General features: G+C 51.0%; 25 protein-coding genes and 1 other RNA gene. 7 read left to right on the top strand and 19 right to left on the bottom strand.

The window, feature by feature from the left end; all coding sequences use genetic code 11:
• Positions 1–2,543, bottom strand: a 2,543-nt coding sequence (gene dnaE / locus ACTHUM_RS08030; protein WP_440402820.1) for a DNA polymerase III subunit alpha, incomplete at its 3' end; no start/stop codon positions are given.
• A gap of 165 nt (positions 2,544–2,708) precedes the next feature.
• Here dnaE and ACTHUM_RS08035 point away from each other — a divergent pair.
• Entirely contained in the window at positions 2,709–2,942 is a 234-nt protein-coding gene (locus ACTHUM_RS08035; RefSeq protein WP_002221492.1) for an RNA-binding S4 domain-containing protein, read from the top strand.
• Positions 2,920–3,138: a hypothetical protein gene (locus ACTHUM_RS08040; RefSeq protein WP_049328316.1), complete on the top strand. Its 219-nt coding sequence runs from the start codon at positions 2,920–2,922 to the stop codon at positions 3,136–3,138. Before ACTHUM_RS08035 ends, ACTHUM_RS08040 begins: the two co-directional genes overlap by 23 nt.
• A gap of 104 nt (positions 3,139–3,242) precedes the next feature.
• Here ACTHUM_RS08040 and ACTHUM_RS08045 read toward each other — a convergent pair whose 3' ends face one another.
• Positions 3,243–3,704, bottom strand: coding sequence for a PepSY domain-containing protein (locus tag ACTHUM_RS08045; protein WP_224783388.1), 462 nt, complete (start codon positions 3,702–3,704; stop codon positions 3,243–3,245).
• A 344-nt stretch (positions 3,705–4,048) separates the two neighbouring features.
• The gene (yihA, locus tag ACTHUM_RS08050) at positions 4,049–4,690 is read right to left on the bottom strand and encodes a ribosome biogenesis GTP-binding protein YihA/YsxC (RefSeq protein ID WP_036492739.1); all 642 of its coding nucleotides are present in this window, start codon (positions 4,688–4,690) and stop codon (positions 4,049–4,051) included.
• A gap of 215 nt (positions 4,691–4,905) precedes the next feature.
• Between yihA and ACTHUM_RS08055 the strand changes: the two genes are divergently transcribed.
• The 5 genes from ACTHUM_RS08055 to rarD all read left to right on the top strand — a co-directional run bounded on the left by ACTHUM_RS08055 (position 4,906) and on the right by rarD (position 11,179).
• Positions 4,906–5,529, top strand: a complete 624-nt coding sequence (locus ACTHUM_RS08055; RefSeq protein ID WP_003684518.1) for a c-type cytochrome — start codon at positions 4,906–4,908, stop codon at positions 5,527–5,529.
• 268 nt (positions 5,530–5,797) lie between these two features.
• On the top strand, positions 5,798–7,750 hold the full coding sequence (locus ACTHUM_RS08060) for a cytochrome c biogenesis protein ResB (RefSeq protein ID WP_049344298.1): 1,953 nt from the start codon (positions 5,798–5,800) through the stop codon (positions 7,748–7,750).
• Positions 7,743–8,930, top strand: coding sequence for a c-type cytochrome biogenesis protein CcsB (gene ccsB, locus ACTHUM_RS08065; protein WP_004520889.1), 1,188 nt, complete (start codon positions 7,743–7,745; stop codon positions 8,928–8,930). Before ACTHUM_RS08060 ends, ccsB begins: the two co-directional genes overlap by 8 nt.
• A 99-nt stretch (positions 8,931–9,029) precedes the next feature.
• Positions 9,030–10,100, top strand: coding sequence for a tRNA (adenosine(37)-N6)-threonylcarbamoyltransferase complex transferase subunit TsaD (gene tsaD / locus ACTHUM_RS08070; RefSeq protein WP_004520888.1), 1,071 nt, complete (start codon positions 9,030–9,032; stop codon positions 10,098–10,100).
• A gap of 176 nt (positions 10,101–10,276) precedes the next feature.
• On the top strand, positions 10,277–11,179 hold the full coding sequence (gene rarD / locus ACTHUM_RS08075) for an EamA family transporter RarD (RefSeq protein ID WP_039862520.1): 903 nt from the start codon (positions 10,277–10,279) through the stop codon (positions 11,177–11,179).
• Positions 11,180–11,272: 93 nt separating this feature from the next.
• Here the strand turns inward: rarD and murU are convergent, their stop codons facing one another.
• From murU to ACTHUM_RS08155, 16 genes are all read right to left on the bottom strand, one after another.
• A complete protein-coding gene (murU, locus tag ACTHUM_RS08080; RefSeq protein WP_004520885.1) occupies positions 11,273–11,968 on the bottom strand; it encodes an N-acetylmuramate alpha-1-phosphate uridylyltransferase MurU in 696 nt (231 codons plus the stop codon).
• A gap of 87 nt (positions 11,969–12,055) precedes the next feature.
• Complete coding sequence (hpaC, locus tag ACTHUM_RS08085) at positions 12,056–12,556, bottom strand: 4-hydroxyphenylacetate 3-monooxygenase, reductase component (RefSeq protein WP_049336944.1); 501 nt, start codon at positions 12,554–12,556, stop codon at positions 12,056–12,058.
• Positions 12,557–12,566: 10 nt separating this feature from the next.
• Positions 12,567–13,004, bottom strand: a complete 438-nt coding sequence (gene hpaR, locus ACTHUM_RS08090; RefSeq protein WP_004520883.1) for a homoprotocatechuate degradation operon regulator HpaR — start codon at positions 13,002–13,004, stop codon at positions 12,567–12,569.
• 339 nt (positions 13,005–13,343) lie between these two features.
• The gene (locus ACTHUM_RS08095) at positions 13,344–13,850 is read right to left on the bottom strand and encodes a protein disulfide oxidoreductase (protein WP_049336945.1); all 507 of its coding nucleotides are present in this window, start codon (positions 13,848–13,850) and stop codon (positions 13,344–13,346) included.
• 88 nt (positions 13,851–13,938) lie between these two features.
• A complete protein-coding gene (rpsI, locus tag ACTHUM_RS08100) occupies positions 13,939–14,331 on the bottom strand; it encodes a 30S ribosomal protein S9 (protein WP_003681515.1) in 393 nt (130 codons plus the stop codon).
• A 12-nt stretch (positions 14,332–14,343) separates the two neighbouring features.
• A complete protein-coding gene (gene rplM / locus ACTHUM_RS08105; RefSeq protein WP_003684605.1) occupies positions 14,344–14,775 on the bottom strand; it encodes a 50S ribosomal protein L13 in 432 nt (143 codons plus the stop codon).
• Positions 14,776–14,954: 179 nt separating this feature from the next.
• A non-coding RNA gene (gene ssrS / locus ACTHUM_RS08110) (6S RNA) lies at positions 14,955–15,135 on the bottom strand.
• Between the two features lie 8 nt (positions 15,136–15,143).
• Positions 15,144–15,446, bottom strand: a complete 303-nt coding sequence (locus tag ACTHUM_RS08115) for a cell division protein ZapA (RefSeq protein WP_003681511.1) — start codon at positions 15,444–15,446, stop codon at positions 15,144–15,146.
• Between the two features lie 11 nt (positions 15,447–15,457).
• Entirely contained in the window at positions 15,458–15,781 is a 324-nt protein-coding gene (locus tag ACTHUM_RS08120; protein ID WP_039862529.1) for a hypothetical protein, read from the bottom strand.
• Between the two features lie 74 nt (positions 15,782–15,855).
• On the bottom strand, positions 15,856–16,845 hold the full coding sequence (locus ACTHUM_RS08125) for an NAD(P)H-dependent glycerol-3-phosphate dehydrogenase (protein WP_004520880.1): 990 nt from the start codon (positions 16,843–16,845) through the stop codon (positions 15,856–15,858).
• Positions 16,846–16,980: 135 nt separating this feature from the next.
• Complete coding sequence (locus tag ACTHUM_RS08130; protein ID WP_004520879.1) at positions 16,981–19,140, bottom strand: polysaccharide biosynthesis tyrosine autokinase; 2,160 nt, start codon at positions 19,138–19,140, stop codon at positions 16,981–16,983.
• 26 nt (positions 19,141–19,166) lie between these two features.
• Positions 19,167–19,616, bottom strand: coding sequence for a low molecular weight protein-tyrosine-phosphatase (locus ACTHUM_RS08135; RefSeq protein ID WP_004520878.1), 450 nt, complete (start codon positions 19,614–19,616; stop codon positions 19,167–19,169).
• A 169-nt stretch (positions 19,617–19,785) separates the two neighbouring features.
• Positions 19,786–20,913, bottom strand: coding sequence for a polysaccharide export protein (locus tag ACTHUM_RS08140; protein ID WP_070695481.1), 1,128 nt, complete (start codon positions 20,911–20,913; stop codon positions 19,786–19,788).
• Positions 20,914–20,956: 43 nt separating this feature from the next.
• The gene (locus ACTHUM_RS08145) at positions 20,957–22,858 is read right to left on the bottom strand and encodes a polysaccharide biosynthesis protein (RefSeq protein WP_070695479.1); all 1,902 of its coding nucleotides are present in this window, start codon (positions 22,856–22,858) and stop codon (positions 20,957–20,959) included.
• 108 nt (positions 22,859–22,966) lie between these two features.
• Complete coding sequence (locus tag ACTHUM_RS08150; protein ID WP_070695477.1) at positions 22,967–24,142, bottom strand: DegT/DnrJ/EryC1/StrS family aminotransferase; 1,176 nt, start codon at positions 24,140–24,142, stop codon at positions 22,967–22,969.
• Complete coding sequence (locus ACTHUM_RS08155; protein WP_070695476.1) at positions 24,135–24,914, bottom strand: methionyl-tRNA formyltransferase; 780 nt, start codon at positions 24,912–24,914, stop codon at positions 24,135–24,137. Before ACTHUM_RS08155 ends, ACTHUM_RS08150 begins: the two co-directional genes overlap by 8 nt.
• Positions 24,915–24,968: the final 54 nt, after the last annotated feature.

A 24,968-nucleotide genomic window follows, 5' to 3' on the forward strand; every position in this document is an offset into this window, starting at 1 on the left:
CTTTGCCGCGCGGCGATGATGGATTCGACGGCGGCTTCGCCCGTGCCTTTAATCGCGCCGAGTGCGTAGCGGATTTTCATGTTCGGATACGGCGTGAAGCGGTAGTCGGATTCGTTGATGTCGGGCGGCAGGAACTCGATGCCGTTGGCGCGGCAGTCGTCGTAGAAATGCTTGAGCTGGTCGGTGTTGTCCAATTCAGACGACATGGTTGCCGCCATAAATTCGGCAGGATAATGGGCTTTGAGCCATGCGGTCTGATAGGAAATCAGGGCGTAGGCTGCGGCGTGGGATTTGTTGAAACCGTAGCCGGCGAATTTTTCCATGTAGTTGAAGATTTCGTCGGATTTTTCGCGCGAAATGCCTTGTTTTGCCGCGCCTTCGGCGAAAATTTCGCGGTGTTTCACCATTTCTTCGGGCTTTTTCTTACCCATGGCGCGGCGCAACAAGTCTGCGCCGCCGAGCGAGTAGCCGCCGATAATCTGCGCCGCCTGCATTACTTGTTCCTGATACACCATAATGCCGTAGGTCGGCGCGAGGATGCCTTCGAGCAGCGGGTGGATGTATTGGAATTCCTGTCCCTTCATGCGCGCGACGAAGTCGGGGATGTTGTCCATCGGGCCTGGGCGGTAGAGCGACACGAAGGCGATGAGTTCTTCAAACTTGGTCGTGTGCGCCGTTTTCAGCATTTTTTTCATGCCGGTCGACTCGAACTGGAAGACGGCGGTGGTGTTCGCATCGCGGAAGATTTGGTAGGCAGCTTGGTCGTCAAGCGGAATCTTGCCGACATCGACAATATCGCCGGTGGTGTTTTTGATGTTGTTCTGCGCCATTTCGATAATGGTCAGGTTGCGCAGACCCAAAAAGTCGAACTTCACCAAACCCACGTCTTCCACGTCGCCCTTGTCGTACATGGATACGGGCGAGGCGGATTCGTCCGCCTGATACACGGGGCTGTAATCGGAAATCTTGCCCGGCGCAATCAACACGCCGCCCGCGTGCATACCCAAACCGCGCGTCAGGTCTTCCAGCTTTTTCGCCAGCGTAATCAGTTCGTCCGCTTCTTCCGCTTCAATCAATTCCTGAATCTGCGGCTCGGCCTCCATGGCTTTTTCCAAACTCAGGGGTTTGTTGGCTTCCAACGGAATCAGTTTGGACAGTTTGTCGCACAGCATAAACGGCAGTTCCAGCACGCGTCCGACGTCGCGAATCACCGCTTTGGACGACATCGTGCCGAAGGTAACAATCTGGCTTACCGCATCCGCGCCGTATTTTTCGCGCACATATTCAATCACGCGGCCACGGTTTGCCTGACAGAAGTCGACGTCAAAGTCAGGCATGGAGACGCGTTCAGGGTTCAAGAAACGCTCGAACAGCAGCGCGTATTTCAGCGGGTCAAGGTCGGTAATCTTCAGCGAATACGCCACCAGCGAGCCAGCGCCCGAACCGCGTCCCGGCCCTACCGGACAGCCGTGCGTTTTCGCCCAGTTGATAAAGTCTTGTACGATAAGGAAATAGCCGGGGAATTTCATCTGGATGATGATGTTCAACTCAAAATCCAGCCGTTCCTGATATTCCGGCATTTTTGCCGCACGCTCTGCCTCGTCGGGATAAAGCTGAACCATACGTTCATGCAAGCCCTCGTTGGACAGCTTCACCAAATAATCGTCCAGCGACAGGCCGTCCGGAGTAGGGAAGAGCGGCAGGAAGTTTTTGCCCAATGTGATGTGTAGATTACAGCGTTTGGCAATTTCCACCGTGTTTTCCAAGGCCTCGGGTAAATCGGCGAAACGTTCGGCCATGGTTTCCGGCGGAATGAAAAACTGGCTTGGCGTGAAATCGCGCGGACGTTTCTTGTCCGTCAGCACCCAGCCGCCCGCGATGCACACCCGCGCCTCGTGCGCGTTGAAATCGTCGCGGCTCATAAACTGCGTCGGATGCGTCGCTACCACCGGCAAACCCAGTTCCTCCGTCAGCTTCACGCTGCCGGAAACACAAGCCTCCCATTCAGGGCGTTCGGGCAGGCGTTGCAGCTCTAAATAAAACGCATCGGGAAACCACGCCGCGTATTTCAACGCCGCCGCACGCGCCGCGTCTTCATTGCCGTTTAAGAGATTCACGCCCACTTCGCCGTAATGCGCGCCGCTCAAACAAATCAAGCCGCTGTTGTCGCCGTTTTCCAGCCATTCGGGATTGAGTTCCGCATGATGGATATTGCGGTCTTTGCCGACATAGGCCTCCGTCAAAAGCTCGCTCAAGCGCAGATAACCCGCATCGTTGCGGATAATCAGCATGGCGCGAAACGGCTTGTCAGGCGCATTCGGATTACCTATCCACACATCCGCCGCGCCGATGGGCTTAATCCCTGCGCCGCGGCAGGCTTTATAGAATTTCACCAAACCGAATTCGTTCATCAAATCGCTGATGCCCAAAGCAGGCAAACCGTATTCCTGCGCTTTGGCAATCAGTTTTTTAATCCGCACCATACCGTCAGTAATCGAGAATTCGGTATGCAGGCGCAGGGGGATATAGGTCGGCTCGGTCATGGCAAAATCGGCGTGAACAATAAAAGGCGTATTGTAGCAGGGTTGGCAGCGAAAGGCCGTCTGAAAACCAAATGTAATGAGGTTGGATAAAGCAAATAAAACAGAAGGGGGCTTTCTTTCAGACGGCCATGTTAAAATATCGCCATTATTGAAAAGGATTAAATGATGGAAGCAACAGTCTATCTTGAAGACAACGAATACATCGCGTTGTGCGACTTATTGAAACTGGCCGGCCTTGCCGAAAGCGGCGGACAGGCAAAAGCATTTATCGCCGAAGGGCTGGTGTTGCGCAACGGCGAAACCGAAACCCGTAAAACTGCCAAAATACGCGGCGGCGAAGTGATTGAGTTTGACGGTGCGCGCTTGGAAATCGCCGATGGATACGACCCTGAAGAATAAAGCCGAAGCCATCTTGGGCGAGTCGCTTTTAGACGAACCTGTCCGCCCCGAGTCATGGGAATGTTGCGGCAGCGAGTGCGGCGATGCCTGTATCCAGACAATGTATTGGGCGGAAAAAGCCAGATATGATGCGCAACAGCGGAAATTGAAAGAAGCGGGTTGGACTGATGGCGAAGATGAGGCAAAGGCCGTCTGAAAACGATTGGGCTTGATAGGAGCTGTGTTTCAAACAATGCTGCATTAAAGCCAATGTTGTCTGAAAGTTTCAGACGGCATTGGCTTTTTTAAAGTTTAAATAAATTAAGATTTTGTTACCTCGGAAGCGGTTGCATTTTCAGGTGTGCCAGGTGCAGCATCGGCAGGAGCCTGATAATCTGTATTTTGCGATGAAGAGGGCTCAGCATTGTCATGTTTATGATGCTTATCATACTTATCAAAGTGTCGTTTGTCTTGATCGTTATCTTGCGCTACCGCCAATACTTTGCCGCTTTGAGCATCAACCAGAGCCTCATATTCGACCCCGTCTTTTAAAATTTCCACCTTATAACGGCCACCCAAATGCTGTTTGTATTTATAATCAACATCTTTGGCCACGCCGCCAACTTGCGCCACTGCCGTTGCTGCCGCTTGCTGACCGGAAACCTGCGCAAACATGCCTTCTTTAAAAGCCACGGCACCCGCAGCACCGGCAACGCCCAAACTTGAAGCAATAATACCGGCAATGATGAGTTTTTTTGAAATAAAAGCATTAATGCGTTTCATGATTTTCTTTCCTACTGTGTTGTTGAACGATGAATGCATTCTATGCCTCAACAATTAGCTGAATATGAGCAAAATGCTAAGATGTGTAATTGGTTGCAATACTAAAATTAACACTTTAATAATGATGGAGAACGAAGCCGCTCTTTCAGACGGTCTTGCTGATATGTTGTGATGGCATATTTGGCGGAGATTGTGGTTTGCGTGTGAAAACAAAAAAGCGTGATGAAAAAAAGGCATGTGTGAGACATGCCCCCGAATTAAATGGTAAACGCGATGGTGAGAAAACAAATGATGGAATAAGATTTGCGGTTGGTCAACTCATCTTATTCCGCCTTGTTTTACAATCATTCAGGCGATGTTTCGCCTGCAAGATTCTCGATTTCTTCGCGATGCGCGTCAAACCATGAGCCGACCACTTGATTGACTTCGTCCATGCCTTGTTTTTTCAGGCTGGAGAACAGTTGAACGCTGATTTTTTGACGGTCGGTGTAGGGTTTGAGTGATTTTTTTACCGCCGCCAAAGTTTTAATCTGGTCGTTTTTAGACAGCTTGTCTGCTTTTGACAGCAGGATATGCACAGGGCGGCCGGTGATGTGGAAGAAGTCCAGCATTTGAATGTCTAAAGCCTTGAGCGGATGGCGCGAGTCCATAATCAAAATCAGGCCGATCAGTTGGCGGCGTTGTTGCAGGTAGTCGCCCAAGAGTTTGACCCAGTGCGCACGAATAGCCTCCGGTACTTGCGCGTAGCCGTAGCCGGGCAAATCGACCATGAAATTGCCGTTTTCCAGTTCAAAGAAATTGATGTGTTGGGTGCGGCCCGGTGTTTTGGAAACGTAGGCAAGGCGCACATGATTGGTTAAAGTATTGATGGCGCTGGATTTTCCGGCATTGCTTCGGCCGACAAAGGCAATCTCGGCCGGCGTGTCGGGCAGGTCTTTCAGATGGTTGACCGTTGTAAAGAATTTAGCATTTTGAAAAAGGTTCATCAGTATTTCCTTGCATGGAAACAAAACTGCAACATCATAATTTGTATCGGGCATTTATGTTGCAGCAGTTTGGTAATTTGAGTAGTAATTTAATGTAAACTTGGTATAGAATAGCACGTTTATAGAATTATCGGTTTTAATCGGGAAAATTCCCCGGTATTTGAGTATAAAAAAGGCATTGACGCGGTACGCAATGCTGTAATCAGGAGCACTCCATGAAACGATTGACTTTATTGGCCTTGGTATTGGCTGCCGGTGCGGTTTCCGCTGCCCCTAAAGCAGATGCTGAAAAAGGCAAACAGGTAGCGACTACTATCTGTGCGGCGTGTCACGCAGCCGATGGTAACAGCGGTATCGCAACTTATCCTAAACTGGCAGGTCAGGCTGCGGCCTACACCTACGGTCAAACCATGGCCATCAAAGACGGTACCCGTACCCACGGTGCTGCCGGCGTGATGAAACCGATGGTGATGAACTTGTCCGAACAAGACATCCGCGACGCTGCCGCCTACTACGCCAAACAACAAGGCAAACCGGGCGAAGCCAATCCTAAAGAAAACCCAGAGCTGGGCGCGAAAATCTATCGCGGCGGCCTGAGCGCTAAAAAACTGCCGGCATGTATGTCTTGCCACGGCCCTAGCGGCGCAGGTATCCCGGGCGGCGGTACTGAAATCCAAGCCTATCCTCGTTTGGGCGGCCAACACAAAGCTTACGTTGTCGAGCAAATGAAAGCTTACCAATCCGGCCAACGTAAAAACGCTATCATGGCCGATATTGCCAACCGCCTGAGCGAAGAAGAGTTGAACGCAGTAGCCAACTTCATTCAAGGTTTGCACTAAATTTCGTTCTGAAACGAGTTTATTGATACAGGCCGTCTGAAAACCCTTCAGACGGCCTTAGCCAATATAAACCGATAAGCCTGATTGGTTTTTTCAAATAGCGACGGCAAGATTTTTACTGCAATATGCAATATTCTTCCTTTCGCATCACACGTCATAGCAGTCCGTTCTACCGATCGGGTTGCCCCAAGCCGACATTTGAGATATGAGTAAATCTTCATCATCCGTCCCACTTATCCGTAGACCATGGTTTGCCTTTTTCAGCTCCATGCGTTTTGCCGTTGCCCTGCTCAGCCTGTTGGGCGTGGCTTCGATTATCGGTACGGTCTTGCAGCAAAACCAGCCGCAAGTCGATTATTTGGTGAAATTCGGCCCGTTTTGGTCGCAGATTTTCGGCTTTTTGGGCCTGTACGACGTGTATGCCTCGGCGTGGTTCGTTGTCATCATGATGTTTTTGGTGATTTCCACCGGATTGTGCCTGATTCGCAATGTTCCGCCGTTTTTGCGCGAGATTCGTTCGTTCCGTGAAAACGCGAAGGAAAAATCGCTGGCGGCAATGCGCCATTCCATCGTTTTAGACGGACAGGTGACGCCCGAAGTCGCACAACGGTATTTGGAAGTACAAGGTTATGGCTGCAAAACCGTTACGCGTGAAGACGGTTCGGTTTTGGTGGCGGCGAAAAAAGGCGCGATGAACAAATGGGGCTATATCTTTGCCCATGCCGCGCTGATTGTGATTTGTTTGGGCGGTTTGATAGACAGCAATATTCTGCTGAAAATCGGTATGCTCACCGGCCGGGTCGTGCCGGACAATACGGCGGTTTACGCCAAAGACTTTAAGCCCGAAAGCGTGTTGGGTACGTCCAATTTGTCGTTTAGGGGCAATGTCAATATTTCGGAAGGTCAGAGCGCGGACGTGGTATTTCTGAATGCGGATAACGGCATGCTCGTGCAAGACTTGCCGTTTTCCGTCAAATTGAAGAAATTCCATATTGATTTTTACGATACCGGTATGCCGCGCGATTTCGCCAGCGACTTGGAAGTCACGGACAAGGCAACCGGCAAAGTCAGCGAACACACCATCCGCGTCAACTATCCTTTGACGCTGCACGGTATTACGGTTTATCAGGCAAGTTTTGCCGACGGCGGCTCAGACTTGACGTTTAAAGCGTGGAATCTGGCTGATGCCGACCGTACTCCGGTCAAACTCAAAGCAACTTCAATGCGCGAGTTTCCGCTGGATTTGGGCAAGGCTTCTTATAAATTGGAATTCGACCAGTTTACTTCGATGAACGTCGAAGACATGAGCGAGCCGTCTGAAAAAGAGCAAAACCTGAAATCCGCCATCAATGATGTTCGTTCTGTCCGTCAGGAAGGCAAAAAATACACCAATATTGGCCCATCTATCGTTTACCGCATCCGCGACAAAGCAGGGCAGGCGGTCGAATATAAAAACTATATGTTGCCGGTAAAACAAGATGAAGACTATTTCTTCATTACCGGCACGCGCAGCGGCTTGGCGCAGCAATACCGCTGGTTGCGCATTCCAATGGATAAAAACGGTAAAATCGATACCTTTATGGCTTTGCGCCAATATTTGAAAGACGATGCGGCACGCCGTAAAACCGTTGCCAACGCCGTCAAAGGCGCACCCGCCGAAATCCGCGAGCAATTCATGGCGGCGGCGGAAAATACTTTGTCGATTTTTGCCAAAGGCGGCTATTTGGCTTTGGACGAATTTGTTACCACCAACATTCCCAAAGATCAGCAGGAAAAAATGCAGGGCTATTTCTATGAGATGCTCTATGGCGTGATGAATGCCGCTTTGGAAGACACGATCAGTACATACAACCTGCCGGCTTGGCCGCAAGATGAAAAACGCAACCGCTTCCTGCTGCATGCAATGGATGCGTACACCGGTTTAACCGAGTATCCTGCGCCGATGTTGCTGCAATTGGACGGCTATTCCGAAGTGCGCTCTTCCGGATTGCAGATGACCCGTTCTCCGGGGGAATTCTTGGTGTATTTGGGTTCGGTATTGCTGGTGTTGGGCACGGTGTTTATGTTCTATATCCGTGAAAAACGTGCTTGGCTGCTGTTTTCAGACGGCCGTATCCGTTTTGCCATGTCTTCCAGCCGCAACGAACGCGACTTGCAGAAAGAATTTCCGCAACACACACGGCAATTGCAGCAGCTTGCCAAGGATTTGAACCATGAATAACAAACATCAGGCCTTGCCCGAGCATGAGCTTCTGACACACAAATCATTTATCCGAAACCTCAACCTCTTCGACTGGGCATTCGCACTGCTGATTGCCATCAGTGCGTTTATTGCCCAAACCCAAGCCGGTCTGCACATGGACATCTACGAAATGGTGATTTTGTGGGCGAGTGCCGGTATTGCCGTTTTTCTGGGTTGGTTTTTCAAACCGATGCGCTGGTTTATCCCTTTGGGCGTGTGCTTGGCGTATTTGGCCGTTGATTTGTATGGCGGTGACATCAAACACGCAGACGGTTTCCTGCTCAAATATCTGTTAAGCAGCCAGTCGGCGATTATGTGGCAATGCGCGTTTGTGTTCTTTGCCTTGTTTGCCTATATCGTCGGCGCGATAGCGGCGGTGCGCAAAAATGTGTCGTCCAATACGCTTTTGGGCATGGGTACCGTGTTTGCGTGGGTTTCCGCGATGGCGGGCTTTGTCGGTTTGCTGGTACGCTGGCATGAAAGCTATCTGCTGCGTCCCGATGCCGGCCATATTCCGGTTTCCAACCTTTACGAAGTATTTATCTTGTTCTTGGTCATTACGGCACTGATGTACCTCTATTACGAAGGCCGTTTTGCCGTACAAAAACTGGGTGGCTTTGTCTTCAGCTTTATGGCAATTGTGGTCGGATTTGTCTTATGGTACAGCGTTTCACGCGAGGCTCATGCCATTCAGCCGCTGATTCCGGCTTTGCAGTCTTGGTGGATGAAAATCCACGTTCCGGCCAACTTTATCGGCTACGGCGCATTCTGTATCGCTGCCATGCTGGGTATTGCCGAACTGCTGGCGCTCAGAAAAGAAGATGCGGGCAAAAAATCATGGCTGCCGCACTCGCAAGTCATTGAAGAAGTTATGTACAAAGCGATTGCTGTCGGTTTCTTATTCTTCACGATTGCCACCATTCTCGGCGCATTGTGGGCAGCCTCTGCGTGGGGTCGCTATTGGAGCTGGGACCCGAAAGAAACTTGGGCATTCATCGTTTGGCTGAATTACGCTGTTTGGTTGCATTTGCGGCTGGTGGCAGGCTGGCGCGGCAGGGTGTTGGCTTGGTGGGCAGTCATCGGCCTGGTCATTACCGCCTTTGCCTTTATCGGCGTGAATATGTTCTTGAGCGGCCTGCATTCTTACGGCACTTTGTAAACCGCTTATTCCGCACTTTATTTCAGACGGCCTTTTTCCGTTTTCGGAGAAAACGCCGTCTGAATCGTTTTTAATCATTTTTTCAGACGGCCTCAAACCATGTTGGTATTAGGAATTGAATCATCTTGCGACGAAACCGGCGTTGCGCTCTACGATACCGAGCGCGGCCTGTTGGCGCATCATTTGCACACACAAATGGCGATGCACGCCGAATACGGCGGCGTTGTCCCCGAATTGGCCAGTCGCGACCATATCCGCCGTGTCGTGCCGTTGACGCAAGGTTGCTTGAAGGAAGCAGGCGTAGGCTATGCCGACATCGACGCGGTTGCCTTTACGCAAGGTCCGGGCTTGGGCGGCGCATTGCTGGCCGGTTCAGGCTTCGCCAACGCCTTGGCATTTGCCATCGGTAAGCCCGTTATCCCTGTCCACCATCTTGAAGGCCATTTGCTCTCGCCTTTGTTGGCAGACGACAAGCCTGAATTTCCATTTGTCGCTTTGCTGGTGTCGGGCGGGCATACACAATTTATGGCTGTACGCGGTATCGGCGATTACACCTTGCTGGGTGAAAGCGTGGATGATGCGGCAGGCGAGGCGTTCGACAAAACGGCCAAGCTTTTAGGTTTGCCTTATCCCGGCGGTGCCAAATTATCCGAGCTGGCCAAACTCGGCACGCCTGATGCCTTCACATTCCCACGTCCTATGCTCCATTCGCACGATTTGCAGATGAGCTTTTCCGGTTTGAAAACAGCCGTTTTGACCGCTGTCGAAAAAGTCCGCGCCGAAACCGGCAACGATGAAATTCCCGAGCAGACACGTAACGACATTTGCCGCGCTTTCCAAGATGCGGTGGTTGACGTGTTGGCGGCCAAAGCCAAAAAAGCGTTGTTGGATACCGGCTTCAGAACTTTGGTGGTTGCCGGCGGTGTGGGTGCAAACTGGAAGCTGCGTGATGAATTTTCGCGCTTAACCGTCAAAATGCCATCTGAAAAAGGCAAACCAAAGCCGCAGGAAGAAAAAATCAATGTTTATTTCCCGCCGATGGCATATTGTACCGACAACGGAGCAATGATTGCCTTTGCCGGCGCGATGCGTCTTGCCGAGCGTCAGGCTGTCGGCGCATTCAATGTCAAGCCGCGCTGGCCGCTGTCGGATATTGTGAAGCAGGGTTGATGCATTAGACTGCTTTGATGCAATGAAAGGCCGTCTGAAAACCTGAAAACATGGTTTTCAGACGGCCTTTAATGAAACGGATGTTTACGGTAAAACTTCATTCAAAAAGATGAGTAATTTTTTCATCCGTTTTTTCTACAATATTAACTTTGATTGATTGCAAAAGGCCGTCTGAAATGACGAATTTATCCAAAGGTTTGCTGGCTGCGATAGCGTCCAATTTGTTGTTTTCCATGCTGTTTCTGTACGGTATGTGGATGAGGCCGATGACGGGGACGGAGGTGTTTGCCTGGCGCATGGTCGCCATGCTGTCGGCTTTGTGCGTGCTGATGACGATGGTCAGCGGTTGGCTGGCGGCAATGCGTTTTGCTTATGGAGTCGGCCGGGATTGGAAACGGTGGCTGCTGATTGTATTGCCGACGCCGATATTTGCCAGCCAGTTGTGGCTGTTTGTCTGGGGGCCGGTCAATGGGGAAGGAGTAAACATTGCCATGGGTTATTTCCTGTTTCCTTTGGTGATGATGCTGGGTGGACGGATTTGGTTTAAAGAGCGTTTGAACCGGTTGCAGAGGGTGGCGGTAATCTTGGCGTGTGCAGGCGTGGCATGTGAATTGGTGCGGTCGGGCGCGTTTTCGTGGACGACTGTATGGGTGTTCGGTACTTATCCGTTTTATTATCTGCTGCGCCGCAAGCTGGGCGTGCCTTCCTTAATCGGGCTGACCTTTGATTTATTGATGATTACGCCGTTTGCGTTGGCGTATATTTTGCTGGCAACGGATACGCCGGCGATGATTGCGGCCAAACCGGTTTTAATCTTTTTTATTGTGTTGCTGGGTTTTAATAGTGCAATATCCATGCAGTTGAATTTGAAGGCGAATCAGTTGCTGCCGGTGGCAGTGTTCGGCATGTTGAGCTATTTGGAGCCTGTATTGCTTTTTATTGTGTCGATTGTATGGCTGGGCGAGCCGGTGCAAAAAGGCGCATTGATCGGCTATGGCCTGATTTGGTCGGGATTGTGCGTGATGATTGTTAATGGCTTGTTAGGAATGAATAAAGAAAAGAAATTGGCTAAAGCTTGATGATAGATTGAGGCCGTCTGAAAAATGGGTTGACCAATATTTTCAGACGGCCTTTGATATTGAAAGGGATGTATCGGATACGTTCCTTTTGTTTTACCAGCATTGGGCGATACGGTCAGCTTCTTGCAGGCGTTCGACTGTACCGACGTCCAGCCAAAGGCCGTTATGGTGTTCGCCGCTGATTTGGCTTTGGCTCATAGCTTGACGCAACAGAGGGGCAAGCTTGGCAGCCTGGTGCGCCGGGGTATCTTTGAAAAGCGCGGGATGATAAACGCCCACGCCGCTGAAAGTCAGGGCCTGGCCGTCTGAGGATGATGCGGATACCAGGCCGTCTGAAAGCAGGCCGAAGTCGCCTTCGGGATGATGGGGTGGATTGTCCACCAGCCACAAATGGGCGAGAAGGTTGTGTTCCTGCATGCGCTGGGCAGCCAGTCGTGCAGCTTGGAAATCAATGTCGGTCAACACGTCGCCATTGACGACCAAAAACGGCTCGTTGCCCAAAAGCGGCAGGGCGGTGGCAATGCCTCCGGCAGTTTCCAGGCCTCCGGCGCGCTCGGGAGAATAGGCAATGTGTACGCCGTAGGCTGAACCGTCTTTCAAGGTGTCTTCGATTTGCTGGCCAAGCCAGGCATGGTTGATGACGATTTCAGTAAAGCCGGCCTTCCGCAGGCGGCGTAAGTGCCAGCCGATAAGCGGCGTGCCTGCTACTTCGAGTAAGGGTTTGGGCGTGTGGTCGGTCAGGGGGCGCATGCGTTCGCCGCGACCGGCGGCCAGTATCATTGCTTTCATGGGTGTGCCTATAATGTGTGAAACAGAAAAGGTCTCAGGCCGTCTGAAAAAATGAAACCGATGTTTCAGACGGCATGAGACCTTTATTTATGCCAAAGATTTGAATTGCCTACGGAAATACAGCAATGCCGGCGCTTGCGTATCGGTATTGCGGATTTCATTGATCTGAACGAAAAAGACGTAATGCGTGCCGATTTCGCGTTGATCGACAATGCTGCCGTGCAGGTGCGCCAGCGCGCCTTCGACTTCTAGCTGTCCGGTTTGTCCTCTATGCCAAATATGGTATTCAAAGCGTTCTTCGGGCGAGAGGTCGGTCAATCCGGCAAAGTGTTCAGCAACATCCTGTTGGCCGTCGTTGAGTGTGTTGATACACAAATCACGGTTGCCTTGCAGGATGGGAATGATGGCGGATTGGCGGTTGATGCACAGCATGACCGTCGGCGGCTCGTCGGTAACGGCAGTTACGGCAGTCATAGTAATGCCATAGCGCCCTGCTTCACCGTCTGTCGTGATAACGTGTACACCGGCGGCACAGGAGGCCATGGCATCTCGGAAAGATCTCTTGAGTGTGTGTGTTGAATCTGTCATCCGGCTCGCTTTATTTTAATGCCTGTTCGATTTTTGCCAGCTCTGCCAAGAGTTCTTTGAGTTGTGCCATTTTTTCTTTGGTGAGGACTTTTTCAATTGCGTCATAGCGCTCGTCAACCAATGCGCCGGTGGATTCATAGAGTTTCTCGCCTTCGGGCGTCAGTTTCAGATAAACGCGGCGTTGGTCGTTGGAAGGCTTCAAGCGCACGGCCAAACCTGCTTTTTCCAAGCGGGTCAGAATGCCGGTCAGGCTGGGACGGAGGATGCAGGCCTGATTGGCCAAATCTTGAAAGTCGAGTGTGCCGTTTTCCGCTAAGAGCCGGATGATACGCCATTGCTGGTCAGTAATATTGGCTTGGTTCAGAATAGGGCGGAATTGGGTCATCAATGCTTCCCGTGCCTGAATCAGACCGATATTGATAGATGCATGTTTAGATTGGTTGGGCATTACTAAGTCTCCGGTGTTATCAAAAATCAAACCGTTGAAGCGTGAGGTAGATTGATAAAGGCGAATATTGCTGTTTTAAGGCTGCCGTCGGCAGCCGGGTCATGGGAACAAAAGCATCACTGCCACAATATTAGATGAAGATCTCTAACAGTTTGTTTTGATAATAATGTTTCCAATTGTTCTTATGGTTATATCTTAGTCTATTTTCTTTATAATCTCAACAAAATCATATGTTATCGGGAAAGAGATAGTTTATTTATTTATGAAGTGGAATAGGATAAAAATATTCGGCGAAGATGATTCTTTGGATTTTCTATTTTTGGTGGATTTTCAATGAATTTAGCCGAAGATGTCTGCTAAGTAAATTCTGATTTTTAAGCCGATGTAGCTAGAAAGCCCGGATGTGTGATGAATCATTTTGCCATCTTTTAATATGATAATGGTCGGTGTGACGGCTATATTCCATTTTTGAGCCATCAGGCCGTCTGAATCATTGAAATTTGGAAAGGATAGGTTGTTTTCTTGCATATGGTGGGCAATGTCCGTGTCGCTTCCGGAGCGCAAGGCTACGCCCAATGTTGGGATATTGTCTTGGTGCAGTTTTTCTATGGTTGATGATGTGTATGAACAAATACGACACCAGCTACCCCAAAAATAAACGACGGCAACCCGATTTTGGCTGAAGGATTGAAGGGAAGTGGTTTGCCCATCGGTTAAAGTAATGGTTTGTGCCGCTGATTGTAAGGGCTGGTTAGGCTTGCGTACCCAGTCGACAATCAAGGAGAGCAAAATGAAAATAATCACGGCCTGAAGCAATGATTTGGCGTAGTGGAGCAGGGTTTTCATCATATATTGCGGAGGATATTGGATTATTGTTTTATAAATGAAAAAAGCCTTGCAGAGCAAGGCTTTTTGATTCGATTCTGAAAACGTATTAACGTTTGGAGAATTGTTTTGCGCGACGTGCTTTGCGCAAACCAGGTTTTTTACGTTCAACTTCACGAGCATCGCGAGTAACGAAGCCTGCTTGAGACAGGGCTGGTTTCAGGGCTGCGTCGAAGTCGATCAGGGCGCGGGTAATGCCGTGACGGATGGCGCCGGATTGACCGGTTTCGCCGCCACCGGTTACGTTAACTTTGATGTCGAAAGATTCGGCATTTTCAGTCAGAACCAGAGGTTGACGTACAACCATGCGGCTGGTTTCACGTGCGAAGAATTCGTCAACGGGACGGCCGTTTACGATGATTTGGCCGGTACCTTTAGTCAAGAATACACGAGCCACTGAACTTTTGCGGCGGCCTGTGCCGTAGTAGTATTTACCGTTCATGTCGTGTCCTTATTATTTCAGTTCCAAAACTTTAGGTTGTTGTGCAGCGTGGCCGTGTTCGGCGCCAGCGTACACTTTCAGTTTTTTGATCATGGCGTAGCCCAGAGGACCTTTAGGCAACATGCCTTTTACGGCTTGTTCCAAAGCGCGGCCTGGGAATTGCTCTTGCATTTCGCGGAAAGTACGCTCGTAGATGCCACCTGGGAAACCAGAGTGACGGAAGTATTTTTTGTCTTCGAATTTAGCACCGGTCACGCGCAGTTTGTCTGCGTTGATGACGATGATGTAGTCGCCAGTATCAACGTGAGGGGTGTATTCGGGTTTGTGTTTGCCGCGCAGACGGTGTGCGACTTCGGCTGCGACACGACCCAGAACTTTGTCTTCTGCGTCAATGACGAACCATTCGCGCTTCACCTCGTGGGGTTTTGCAGAGAAGGTTTTCATGGTTGGAATCCAGATATATATAGAAAGTTATGGATTTTAAAGAGGAGATTGGTTTTTGTCAATCTTAATTGAGTGTGTTTGATGCATGAATATGCGGTTTTTTCAGACGGCCGGAAATCTTTACGAAAGTCTTTACTTGGAAAGGGAAAAGCCACACCTGTCGGTATGGCTTTTTTTAGGGAATCCCCACGAGTGCCGTTTAGGCTGAATCCGCTTGAACCTTGCTGACAAGGCGGTCACCTCGGGTAGTTTCGGGTGCGTCCAATAAACGGACGCTCGCGCCCACTACAGCTCCCGGCAACCTAAAGCGAACGTATTGGTTCAAAGGAATATATGCCTTCGCGAACACCGCAGGGAAAAGGGGGAAATCAGTTTTGCTCCAAGCGCGCCAGTGCTTTTTGGCACGCGTTGTTCATGTCGGTTATTTTACGCTCAAATTCACCGATTGCCAAATCGTCGTTGAGGGTGGTTTTCAAGAGGTCGTGCACGACGTTGAGGGCTGCCATGACGACGATTTTGTCTGTGCCGACGATGCGGCCGCTTTCTTTAATCGCATCGCTTTTCTTGTTGAGCATTTCAACGGCTTGCAGAAGGGTGGCTTTTTCTTCACTCGGTGTGTTGATGGTGAAGTTGACATTCATGATGTCGAGATTGACTTGTTCGATACTCACGGGGCATCCTTTTATTGTTGTGTTTCTTGGGGCAATCGGGTAATGAGGCTGCGGATTTGGTCTGCGCTTTGGGCCAGCGCGTTGCGGTAGTTTTCTTTTTCGGCAGTCAGGTTGTCAATTTTGCTTTGCAGGTCCTCTTTGAGTTTGCCGACTTGAACCAGCAAGGCTTCGCTGAGTTCGTCAATGGCCGCGTCGTGTTGGCGTTTTTGTTGCTCTTGCTCGAGTTTGAGTCTGTCGATTTCTTCGTTGAGACGGCGGTTTTCTGAAACCAGCGTTTCAAATTTTTGGACAAGTTGGTAAACGTTGATTTCCAGATTGTTCAGTGATTGGTTCATGTGTTTCCCTTCAGACGGCCTGATGGCCGCCATATTGTGCGTCAGGCCGTCTGAATGGCAGACGGCGCGACCGTTTATTCGAAGCGCGCGCTTCGTTCCATCAGTCGTTCAACGACTTGCTGCGGGGTCATTTCTTTGCGGATGAGTTGCAGCAGGGTTTGAGTGATGGGCATATCGATTTGGTATTTGGCGGCGGTGTTGAAGACTTCTTCAATGGTGCTGACGCCTTCGGAAACGTGGCCGATTTCGACAAGCACTTGATGCAACTCTTTACCCTCTGCGAGGCCTAGGCCGACGCGGCGGTTGCGCGAGAGTGCGCCGGTACAGGTCAGGATAAGGTCGCCGATGCCTGCTAAGCCCATCATGGTTTTGGGTTGTGCGCCCATGGCGATGGCAAGGCGGGTGATTTCGGCAAGGCCGCGTGTTACTAAGGCTGCGCGTGCATTGAGGCCGTATTCGAGGCCGTCTGAAAGGCCGGTGGCAATTGCCATGACGTTTTTAACGGCACCGCCCACTGCGACACCGATGACGTCGGTGCTGCCGTACAGGCGCATTACGTTGGTGTTCAGTTGGGCAGTAGTTTCTTCCACCCAGTCTTTGTTTTCGGAAGCAAACACGACGGCGCAAGGCAGTTGGGCTGCAAGTTCTTGGGCAAAGCTCGGACCTGAGAGAACGCCGATTTTTTTATTGTTAGGTAGGACTTCTTTCAGTACTTGGAAAGTCAAAAGGCCGGTATCTTGTTCAAAACCTTTGCAGGCGGCGAGAACGGGAATATCGGCGGCGTTATGCTGTTTGAGCAGCTCGGCGCTGCTTCTGAGGCCGGCTACGGAGGTAACGATCAGGGCAAGTTGGCTGTCTTTCAGCGCTTCGCCCAAATCGGCGTGAACGGTCAGGGACTCAGGGAAAGGGAAGCCGGGCAGGCCGCGTTTGTTTTCGCGATCTGCTTGCAGGGTGCGGATTTGGTCGGGATTGCGTGTCCAAAGGGCAACTTCATTGTTGTGGTGCGCAAAGTGCAACGCGAGAGCTGTACCCCACGAACCTGCGCCGATGACGGTAATTTTCATGTTTCTCTTCCATATGGGAACGGGGCTTACTTTAAAACAAACGGCTTTGGGGTGCAAGGGCGGCGTTTGTGAAAAATATTTTGTGCTGTTTAAAAAGCCTTAGGCCGTCTGAAAGTTCAGACGGCCTGCTTCGGTTTATGATTTATTGTTACCGGAATGGTAGGCATCGTAGGCGTAGTAGTCGTAGCTGTTGTTGGCTTCGCGCTTCATGCCGTTGAGGACAACACCTTTGATGTTGATGTGGTTTTGTTTGAGGCGTTCGACGCTGGCTTCAAGCTCTCGTGCACGCGTGTGCGCATAACGGCTAATCATAAGGACGGTGCCGGCATGTTGGCCGATGATGATGGCGTCGGTAACGGCCAATACGGGCGGCGTGTCCAAGATGACATAATCGTAGCGTTGGCGCGCGTGGGCGAGCAATTCGTTGAAACGGTTGTCCATCAAAAGCTCGGACGGATTGCTAGGATAGCTGCCGCTGCTGATAAGGTGGAGGTTTTCAATGCCGGTCTCTTGTACGGCTTTTGCCGGAGCTGCTTTGCCGTTGAGGATGTCAGACAAGCCGAACTCGGGGGTAAGGCCGAAGAGTCGGTCGAGGTAGCCTTTGCGCATATCGGTATCGATAAGCAGAACGCGTTTGCCTGACTGCGCCATTACGGTGGCGAGGTTGGCAGAGATAAAGGATTTGCCTGCTTCAGGCGCGGCACCGGTAATCATGAGGACGTTGTTAGGCGCGTCCAGCATGGAGAAGTAGATATTGGTGCGCAGGGCGCGGATGGCTTCGACTGCCGTGTCGGCGCGGTCTTCGCTGGCCAGCAGATAGTTGGAACGGCCGCCGGTTTTTTTGAATTTGTTTTTGAAGAAGTCGCGTTTTTGCTGGGTTTTGGAGTGCGGAACAAGAGCGACGACTTCCAAATTGAGGTTTTCGATTTCTTCGGATGAAGTAATGCCGTTTTTCATGCGGTTGCGAATCATCAGCCACAAAGCGGTCAATGAGCCTGCGGCAAGTGCGCTCAGGAGCGTGATGACGGCTTTGCGCGGGGCAACGGGGTTTTCAGGGACATAGGCATAATCGACGATGCGAACATTACCTTGTGCACTGGCTTTCATGATGTTGAGTTCTTGTTGTTTGCTCAACAGTTGGACGTAGGTTGCTTGGTTGGTTTCTACGTCGCGGGTCAGGCGGATAACTTCTTGTTGGGTGTTCGGCAACTCGGCAATTTGTTGGTTGATTTTGTTTTTAGCGCGTTCGAGGACGGCAAGTTTGTCCAATACGGCTTTATAGGAAGGGTGTTCCGGCGTGTACAGCTCGGCCAAACCTGCTTCTTCGGTTTTGAGCAGGGTAATTTGGGTTTCGATGCCGGTCAGGCTTTCCAATGCGCCTTTGGACTCGAGCGGAATGTCGAGAGAGCCTGATTGTTGGCGGTAGGCATTGAGTTTGTTTTCAGCGTCTTGCAAGGTTTCTTTCAAGCGTGGCAATTCTTCGCTGATGAAGGCCAAACCGCTGGATGCGACTTGGACGTCGCGTTCGCGGTTTTGCGCAACGTAGTTGTCGGCAATGCTGTTGAGGATGACGCTGGTACGTTTAGGGTCGGTGCCGGTAAAGGTAAGGTTAATGATGGGGCTGGTTTTACCTTTGCTGATAACAGCCAGTTTGTTTTGGATGTTTTCGATGGCGCTGATGCGGGAGAACTTGGTTAACGCAAATTCTTGACCCGGATTAGCCAGGATTTGATCGATTTTGAGGGTGGTTTGATTGTTGATTTTCAGAGGCACGCCGACCTTGCCTTCGACAACGCGTTTGTCAGGCAGGGTAAGGGTATAGGCTTTGTTGCTCTTGGCGGTCAGTGTGAAGGTTTTGTTGAACCATTCGTCTTGTACGGAAAAGCTGCCGACGGTCAGTTTGGGATCGGGGTCGCCACTGATGTTGTGCATCAGGCTGCCGATAACGGGTGTGTATTTGGCTTTGACTTCTTGGTCAAGCTGAAGGTCGTCAACGGTTTTACCCAGCACCAAGCGTGATTGAACCAACTCGACTTCTGCTTCAGACGGCGTGGTTTGGTTGTTGAAGATGCTGTTGATTTCGGTCAGGATTTGGTTTTGTCGCGTTTCAATTTCCAGCATGGCATCGGCACGGTATTGCGGAGTGGATGCCAGGCTGAAGGCTGCGCCAAGAATGCCGCCTGCAAGCAGGGCGGCGAGGATTTTGTATTTATTTGTCCAAATTACTCGCAGCTGTTGGCCGAAGTCGATTTCGTCGTTGTCTGCGCTGTAAGGTGTGTAGGTCGTTTTTTTCATTGCTTGCTTTCTTGTTCATGCCGGTTTTATACCGGTTGAGTTTTTCCGTTTAGTTTGGTTTTCCAAGTGTCTGCGGCAGCATTGAGCTGTTCAAAAACGGCTTCAAACATTTCACTGCTTTGTTTGTATGGGTCAGGTACGGTTTTCTTCGGCAACCATTGGGCAAACAGCATGGTTTTGCTGCGTGCCGGCGGATGGATGTCGGCCACCATGTCAATTTGACAGGGCTCCATGACGAGAATCAAATCGGCCTGTTCGCACATTTGGGCAGTCAGTTGGCGTGCCGTATGGCCTGCAACGATAACGCCGTGTTTGAGTGCGGTTTTGATGGCTTGGAAATCGGCATCCTTACCTGCCAGTGCTTTTATGCCAGCGCTGCTGATGCGGTGGCCGGGTAGTTTTTTCTGCATAATCCGCTCTGCGGTGGGGGAGCGGCAGATGTTGCCTAGGCAGACGATGAGTATGTTGTGGTACATGATATTGTTTCGGTTTATGGTCTGAAAAAAGCGTGAGTCAGACTATAAGGTACTGCTTTTCCGTTTGTGCGGTGTGTACGGCTTTTATATGCCGTTTATGTAATTTGGTTGGATTGTGCGTGATTTTGTATCCTGCTGTCAAACAGGGTCTGACAGCAGGAACCACTGCTTATTTAAACGTATTGTCGAGGGTATTGACGTTGCTGATGGAGTTGGTAATTTGTGACATTACGCGGTTCCAACGGGTAACTGGGGCGGCGGTAACGTAAACGGTGTCTTCGGAGCGCAATTTGAATTCGCTGCCCAGTGCGTAAGAAGTCGCATCTTTTAGGTTGAGCTGGTAGATGTGGATAGGTCTGGCCGCATCTTCAGGTGCGCGGCGGATCACGAATACGCCGGTTGCATCCGCATAGGCTTGGTTCATGCCGCCCACTTCGCCGAGCGCTTGGGTCAGGTTGAGGCCGTGATTGCCGATCGGCAGGGTGGCTTGTTTGCCGACTTCACCCATGATGTAGATTTTGTTGTTGCTGCTGTTAGGAACATAAACGATGTCACCATGGCTGAGGAGGTGGTTTTGCGACATATCACCGTATTGCAACATGTCTTGTAGGGAAATGGTGCGGTCGACGCCGTTGTGCGTCCATTTGATGTGTTGGGTGTCGGCACTTTGGGTGACGCCGCCTGCTTGGTTGATGGCATCCAAAATGGTCATCGGGATATTGGTAATCGGCAGCTGACCTGCTTGGCTGATGGCACCGGATACTGAAATGCGTTGCGAACGGAATTCGGTAACGTTGATGGCTACTTGAGGATTTTTGATGTAGCGTTTCAGAAGGTTGGTCAGGGTATTTTGCAATTCGTCCAAAGTTTTGCCTTTGGCTTGAATTTTGCCTGCTAACGGGTAAGTAATATAACCGCCCTCATCTACCCAGGCACCGCGGCTGACTTGGTTGGTTTGCGGGTTGCTTTGCTGGGTAGGGGAGTTGAGGTCGGAGTGCGCCCAAACCATGATATTGAGGACGTCGCCGCTGCCGATGCGGTAGCGGTAAGCGCTTTTGCTTTGCTCCAAACCTTGGTTGTTTTGGGAAAGTACAGGCGGCTTGCGCATTTTTTCAATCAGGTTGGGCGTAATGGGGTAAACGGCAACGCGGCTGTCGAGGTTGGTATCGGTTGCGGTGTCGGTATCGGTGTAAACAATGGTTTTGGTTCTGGTTTTGATGGTTGAACCAGGAATGACTGTCGTGCTGTTACAGGCAGTCAGTGCAAATAGAATAAGCAGGGAGAGCGTTTTTTTCATGTAGTAGTCCTTGCAGGATGGTGTCCGGGCCGTCTGAAAATGTTCAGACGGCCTTGTTGTTTTGTTGCCAAACCAAGTCGCAGATACCGTCTTTGGGTACAAAGCCTGTTGGTGCGCGCAACAGAAGCTGGCGCAGGCTGTTTTGGTCGCTTTGGAGACAAGCGGTTTCGAGTTCCGACAGTATGTCAGATAATTGCGTCCATGGAAGCATTACTTCACTGGCGGTCATAATACGGGGATGAGTGGTTTTTTGCACCTCATCACCGATGAGCAGTTCTTCATAAAGTTTCTCGCCCGGGCGCAGGCCGGTAATCTTGATTTCGATGTCGCCGTGCGGGTGTTGCTCGTCTTTGACTTTGAGTCCGCTGAGGACAATCATTTGACGGGCAAGGTCGATGATTTTGACGGATTCGCCCATGTCGAGGACGAATACGTCGCCGCCTTTACCCATTGCGCCGGCTTGGATAACCAGTTGCGCCGCTTCGGGAATGGTCATGAAGTAGCGGGTAATGTCTTGGTGGGTCAGGGTAATCGGGCCGCCTTCGGCAATTTGTTTTTCAAATACCGGGACAACGGAGCCGGACGAACCCAATACATTGCCGAAACGCACCATGCAGAAGCGTGTTTTTTGTTCCGGCTCGGCGGCAAGGGCTTGCAGGCAGAGTTCGGCCATGCGTTTGCTGGCGCCCATGGTGTTGGTCGGACGGACGGCTTTGTCGGTGGAAATCAAAACAAAGGTGGAAACGCCTGCATCTACGGCAGCCTGCGCACAGCAGAGTGTGCCGAACACGTTGTTTTGAATGCCTTCGATGGTGTTGAACTCTACCATTGGAACGTGTTTGTAGGCTGCGGCATGATAAACGGTGTCGACGTGATAGGCCTTCATGATGCTGCTAAGGCGTTCTTTGTTTTGAACCGAACCCAAAAGCGGTACGACTTCAACTTGGCTGCCTTGCGCGGCTTGGGTTTCGCGCAACTCTTTGTCTATGCTGTACAGGGCGAATTCGGACAATTCAAACAACAGCAGTTTGGTCGGCCGGCAATTGAGAATTTGACGGCAAAGTTCGGAGCCGATAGAGCCGCCTGCGCCGGTTACCATCACGACTTTGTCGCTGATGTCGGCGCGCATCAATTCAGGGCGAGGTGCCACAGGGGCACGGCCGAGCAAATCGACCACAGAGATTTTTTTCAATGAGCTGACGTTGATTTTGCCGTCCACCAAATCCTTCATGCCCGGAATGGTCAGGACTTCGCATTTGTATGCTTCGAGGCGGCGGATGATGTCTTTGCGTTCTTCAGGCGTAGAACTTGGAATCGCCAGCAGAATTTTGCGGACGCCGTAACGGCTGATCAGCATCGGGATTTCGTTGGGGTTGTAGACGGCAAGGTCATAGATGACGGTACGTTGGATTTTCGGGTTGTCATCGACAAAGGCAATGGCCGAATATTCGTTAACCTGTTTGATGGCTTCCAACAACTGGCGGCCTGATTGGCCTGCGCCGTAGATGATGACAGGGGTCATCTGTTTGCGGTGATGGTCGGTCAGAATCGCACGCAGGATCATGCGCGAGCTGGTTACGCCGACCACCAGAACTAAGAAATAGACGATGGGCAGGGCAAGGTGTAGTTTTTGTTCAAAAATCAGGGTGGTCAGGCAGAACAAGACCGCTGAAATAATGCTGCCGAATGCGGCGGCAGTCAGGACGCGGATGCTGACGAAGCGCGTGACGGCGCGATAGAGGCCGATACGGATGAAAAGGATGATGGTCAGCACAGCGGTGCTGCCGAAAGCCAGCCAGTTGGCGATACTCAACCATTCGTCGGAATATTGCACTTTGAGGCTTTGGGCAAACCAAAACGCCACGAATATCATCAAGATGTCGTGGATGACGAAGAAGGTTTTTTTAAGGTTGCGCGGCAGAGCCAGCAGGGTTTCCAAGTTCATTTTATATTTCTTGTGTCTGAGTGTTGTAATGTGGCTTGGTACGGATTGTTTGAAGCAGGCTGTTTTATTTTTTCAGACGGCCTGAAGTTGCAGGCCGTCTGAAAATGATTATGCCGTGGCTTCAGCCAATACGGCTTCGATGTTTTCTTTGCAGAACGCAATTTCTTCATCGGTCAGGGTTGGGTGCACCAAGAACATCAGGCTGGTGTCGCCCAGTTGGACAGCGTTTTTCAGTCGCTCTTTCGGACGCCAAGGCGTGTTGTCGAAGGCTTTTTCCAAATACACTTCGGAGCAGCTGCCTTGATAGCAGGGGACTTTGCGCGCGTTCAATTCGCTGACGATGCGGTCGCGCGTCCAGCCGTCTTTCAGGTGTTCGGGTTTGACGAAAACGTAGAACTTGTATTGCGCGTGTTCGATGTAGTCGGCCACTTTAACCAAACGGATGCTGGCAAATTTGCCCAAGCTTTCAGCCAGTTTGGCGGCGTGCGCTTGGCGGCGTGCTGTCCATTCGGGCATGCGTTTGAGCTGGATGCGGCCGATGACCGCCTGCATTTCCAACATGCGCCAGTTGGTACCGAAGCTTTCGTGCAGCCAGCGGAAACCGGGTGCGTGTTCGCGGTGGTACACGGCATCGTAGCTTTTGCCGTGGTCTTTGTACGACCACATTTTGCTCCACAGCGCTTTGTCGTTGGTGGTTACCATACCGCCTTCGCCGCCGGTGGTCATGATTTTGTCTTGGCAGAACGACCAAGCACCGACGTGGCCGATAGAGCCGACGGATTTGCCTTTGTATTTCGCACCGTGGGCTTGGGCGCAGTCTTCGATAACCCACAAGTTATGTTCTTTTGCCAAAGCCATGATGTCGTCCATTTCGGCAGGCATCCCAGCAAGGTGAACCACGATGATGGCTTTTGTGTTTGGCGTCAAAGCGACTTTGATGGTTTCGGCGCTGATGTTTTGGCTGTTCAAATCGACATCGGCGAAAACCGGATTTGCGCCGGCGGTCACGATGCAGGATGCGGAAGCCAAGAAAGTACGCGAAGTGACAATCACATCATCGCCTTGGCCGATACCCATTGCTTTGAGGGCTACGTCCAAAGCCAATGTACCGTTGGAAAGGGCGACGGCGTATTGAGTGCCGACAAAAGCAGCAAATTCTTTTTCAAATTCGCGACATTCCGTACCTGTCCAGTAGTTGACTTTGTTGGACAGCAGGACTTTGGAAACGGCATCGGCTTCTTCTTGAGTAAAGCTTGGCCATGGGGAGAGTGATGTATTAAGCATTTGTTTTTCCTGCGAAAAGACTGGTTGAGCCTTTGGGGGCGATTTCTTCCAGCAGTTGGCGATTGATCAGGGTGTATTTCTGACCGTTGATTTCGACGTATGCGCCGTCGTAAGGAGGGAACCAGAAGGCGCGGATTTTCTTCTCGATATTGTCGCCGTCGTGGATTTGCTTCATGGCTTCCATCTCGTCGCGGCTGACGTAGCGGCCACCAATGTTTGGCGTGGTTGGCAATTTGGTTTTCGACTCGATGGCGCGGGTGATGATGCGTCGTGCGAAATCTTCCAATGCCTGCATGGTTTTGCGTTCGAGCGATTGGGCGGTTTCTGTTTCGGCGTCGATAGGGAAACGGTCCACTTCGATAATTTCACCGGTATCGATGGAAGCGTCGACGTAGTGGGCAGTATTGCCCCATTCGTTCAGCTCGTCCATGATGGCCAGGTTGTAGCCGCCCGTGCCTTTGTATTCGGGCAACAGCGCAGGGTGGAAGTTGATCGTGCCCAAAGTCGGAATGCTCAGGAATTCATCACGCAGCTTGCGCCAGTAAAGGACGGACAAGCCCAAATCGTATTTCAGACGGCCTTCACGCATTGCTTCCAAAGCCGTATCGAAGGTGTACAGGGGCAGGCCCAATTCCTGTGCGGCAGCCGTGGTCGGCGAGCCTTGCAGATGGCTGTCGGTCAAAACGCCGACGATTTCGATATGGTCTTGTTTGGTCAAAAAACGAAGCAGGTTGGCGGAAACCTGTTTACGACCCATAAATAAGATTTTCATGGAGAAATGTCCCTTATGCATTTGCTTTTTCGGTGGCGGAAGTTGTCAGTGTAG

It is taken from the genome of Neisseria sp. P0021.S006, from assembly GCF_051956895.1.

What these genes read in the sequence shown, in the direction of transcription:
- ACTHUM_RS08035 (WP_002221492.1), top strand. Translation starts at nt 2,709, where the DNA reads ATGGAAGCAACAGTCTATCTTGAAGACAACGAATACATCGCGTTGTGC.
- ACTHUM_RS08040 (WP_049328316.1), top strand. Translation starts at nt 2,920, where the DNA reads ATGGATACGACCCTGAAGAATAAAGCCGAAGCCATCTTGGGCGAGTCG.
- ACTHUM_RS08045 (WP_224783388.1), bottom strand. Translation starts at nt 3,704, where the DNA reads ATGAAACGCATTAATGCTTTTATTTCAAAAAAACTCATCATTGCCGGT.
- yihA (WP_036492739.1), bottom strand. Translation starts at nt 4,690, where the DNA reads ATGAACCTTTTTCAAAATGCTAAATTCTTTACAACGGTCAACCATCTG.
- ACTHUM_RS08055 (WP_003684518.1), top strand. Translation starts at nt 4,906, where the DNA reads ATGAAACGATTGACTTTATTGGCCTTGGTATTGGCTGCCGGTGCGGTT.
- ACTHUM_RS08060 (WP_049344298.1), top strand. Translation starts at nt 5,798, where the DNA reads ATGCGTTTTGCCGTTGCCCTGCTCAGCCTGTTGGGCGTGGCTTCGATT.
- ccsB (WP_004520889.1), top strand. Translation starts at nt 7,743, where the DNA reads ATGAATAACAAACATCAGGCCTTGCCCGAGCATGAGCTTCTGACACAC.
- tsaD (WP_004520888.1), top strand. Translation starts at nt 9,030, where the DNA reads ATGTTGGTATTAGGAATTGAATCATCTTGCGACGAAACCGGCGTTGCG.
- rarD (WP_039862520.1), top strand. Translation starts at nt 10,277, where the DNA reads ATGACGAATTTATCCAAAGGTTTGCTGGCTGCGATAGCGTCCAATTTG.
- murU (WP_004520885.1), bottom strand. Translation starts at nt 11,968, where the DNA reads ATGAAAGCAATGATACTGGCCGCCGGTCGCGGCGAACGCATGCGCCCC.
- hpaC (WP_049336944.1), bottom strand. Translation starts at nt 12,556, where the DNA reads ATGACAGATTCAACACACACACTCAAGAGATCTTTCCGAGATGCCATG.
- hpaR (WP_004520883.1), bottom strand. Translation starts at nt 13,004, where the DNA reads ATGCCCAACCAATCTAAACATGCATCTATCAATATCGGTCTGATTCAG.
- ACTHUM_RS08095 (WP_049336945.1), bottom strand. Translation starts at nt 13,850, where the DNA reads ATGAAAACCCTGCTCCACTACGCCAAATCATTGCTTCAGGCCGTGATT.
- rpsI (WP_003681515.1), bottom strand. Translation starts at nt 14,331, where the DNA reads ATGAACGGTAAATACTACTACGGCACAGGCCGCCGCAAAAGTTCAGTG.
- rplM (WP_003684605.1), bottom strand. Translation starts at nt 14,775, where the DNA reads ATGAAAACCTTCTCTGCAAAACCCCACGAGGTGAAGCGCGAATGGTTC.
- ACTHUM_RS08120 (WP_039862529.1), bottom strand. Translation starts at nt 15,781, where the DNA reads ATGAACCAATCACTGAACAATCTGGAAATCAACGTTTACCAACTTGTC.
- ACTHUM_RS08125 (WP_004520880.1), bottom strand. Translation starts at nt 16,845, where the DNA reads ATGAAAATTACCGTCATCGGCGCAGGTTCGTGGGGTACAGCTCTCGCG.
- ACTHUM_RS08130 (WP_004520879.1), bottom strand. Translation starts at nt 19,140, where the DNA reads ATGAAAAAAACGACCTACACACCTTACAGCGCAGACAACGACGAAATC.
- ACTHUM_RS08135 (WP_004520878.1), bottom strand. Translation starts at nt 19,616, where the DNA reads ATGTACCACAACATACTCATCGTCTGCCTAGGCAACATCTGCCGCTCC.
- ACTHUM_RS08140 (WP_070695481.1), bottom strand. Translation starts at nt 20,913, where the DNA reads ATGAAAAAAACGCTCTCCCTGCTTATTCTATTTGCACTGACTGCCTGT.
- ACTHUM_RS08145 (WP_070695479.1), bottom strand. Translation starts at nt 22,858, where the DNA reads ATGAACTTGGAAACCCTGCTGGCTCTGCCGCGCAACCTTAAAAAAACC.
- ACTHUM_RS08150 (WP_070695477.1), bottom strand. Translation starts at nt 24,142, where the DNA reads ATGCTTAATACATCACTCTCCCCATGGCCAAGCTTTACTCAAGAAGAA.
- ACTHUM_RS08155 (WP_070695476.1), bottom strand. Translation starts at nt 24,914, where the DNA reads ATGAAAATCTTATTTATGGGTCGTAAACAGGTTTCCGCCAACCTGCTT.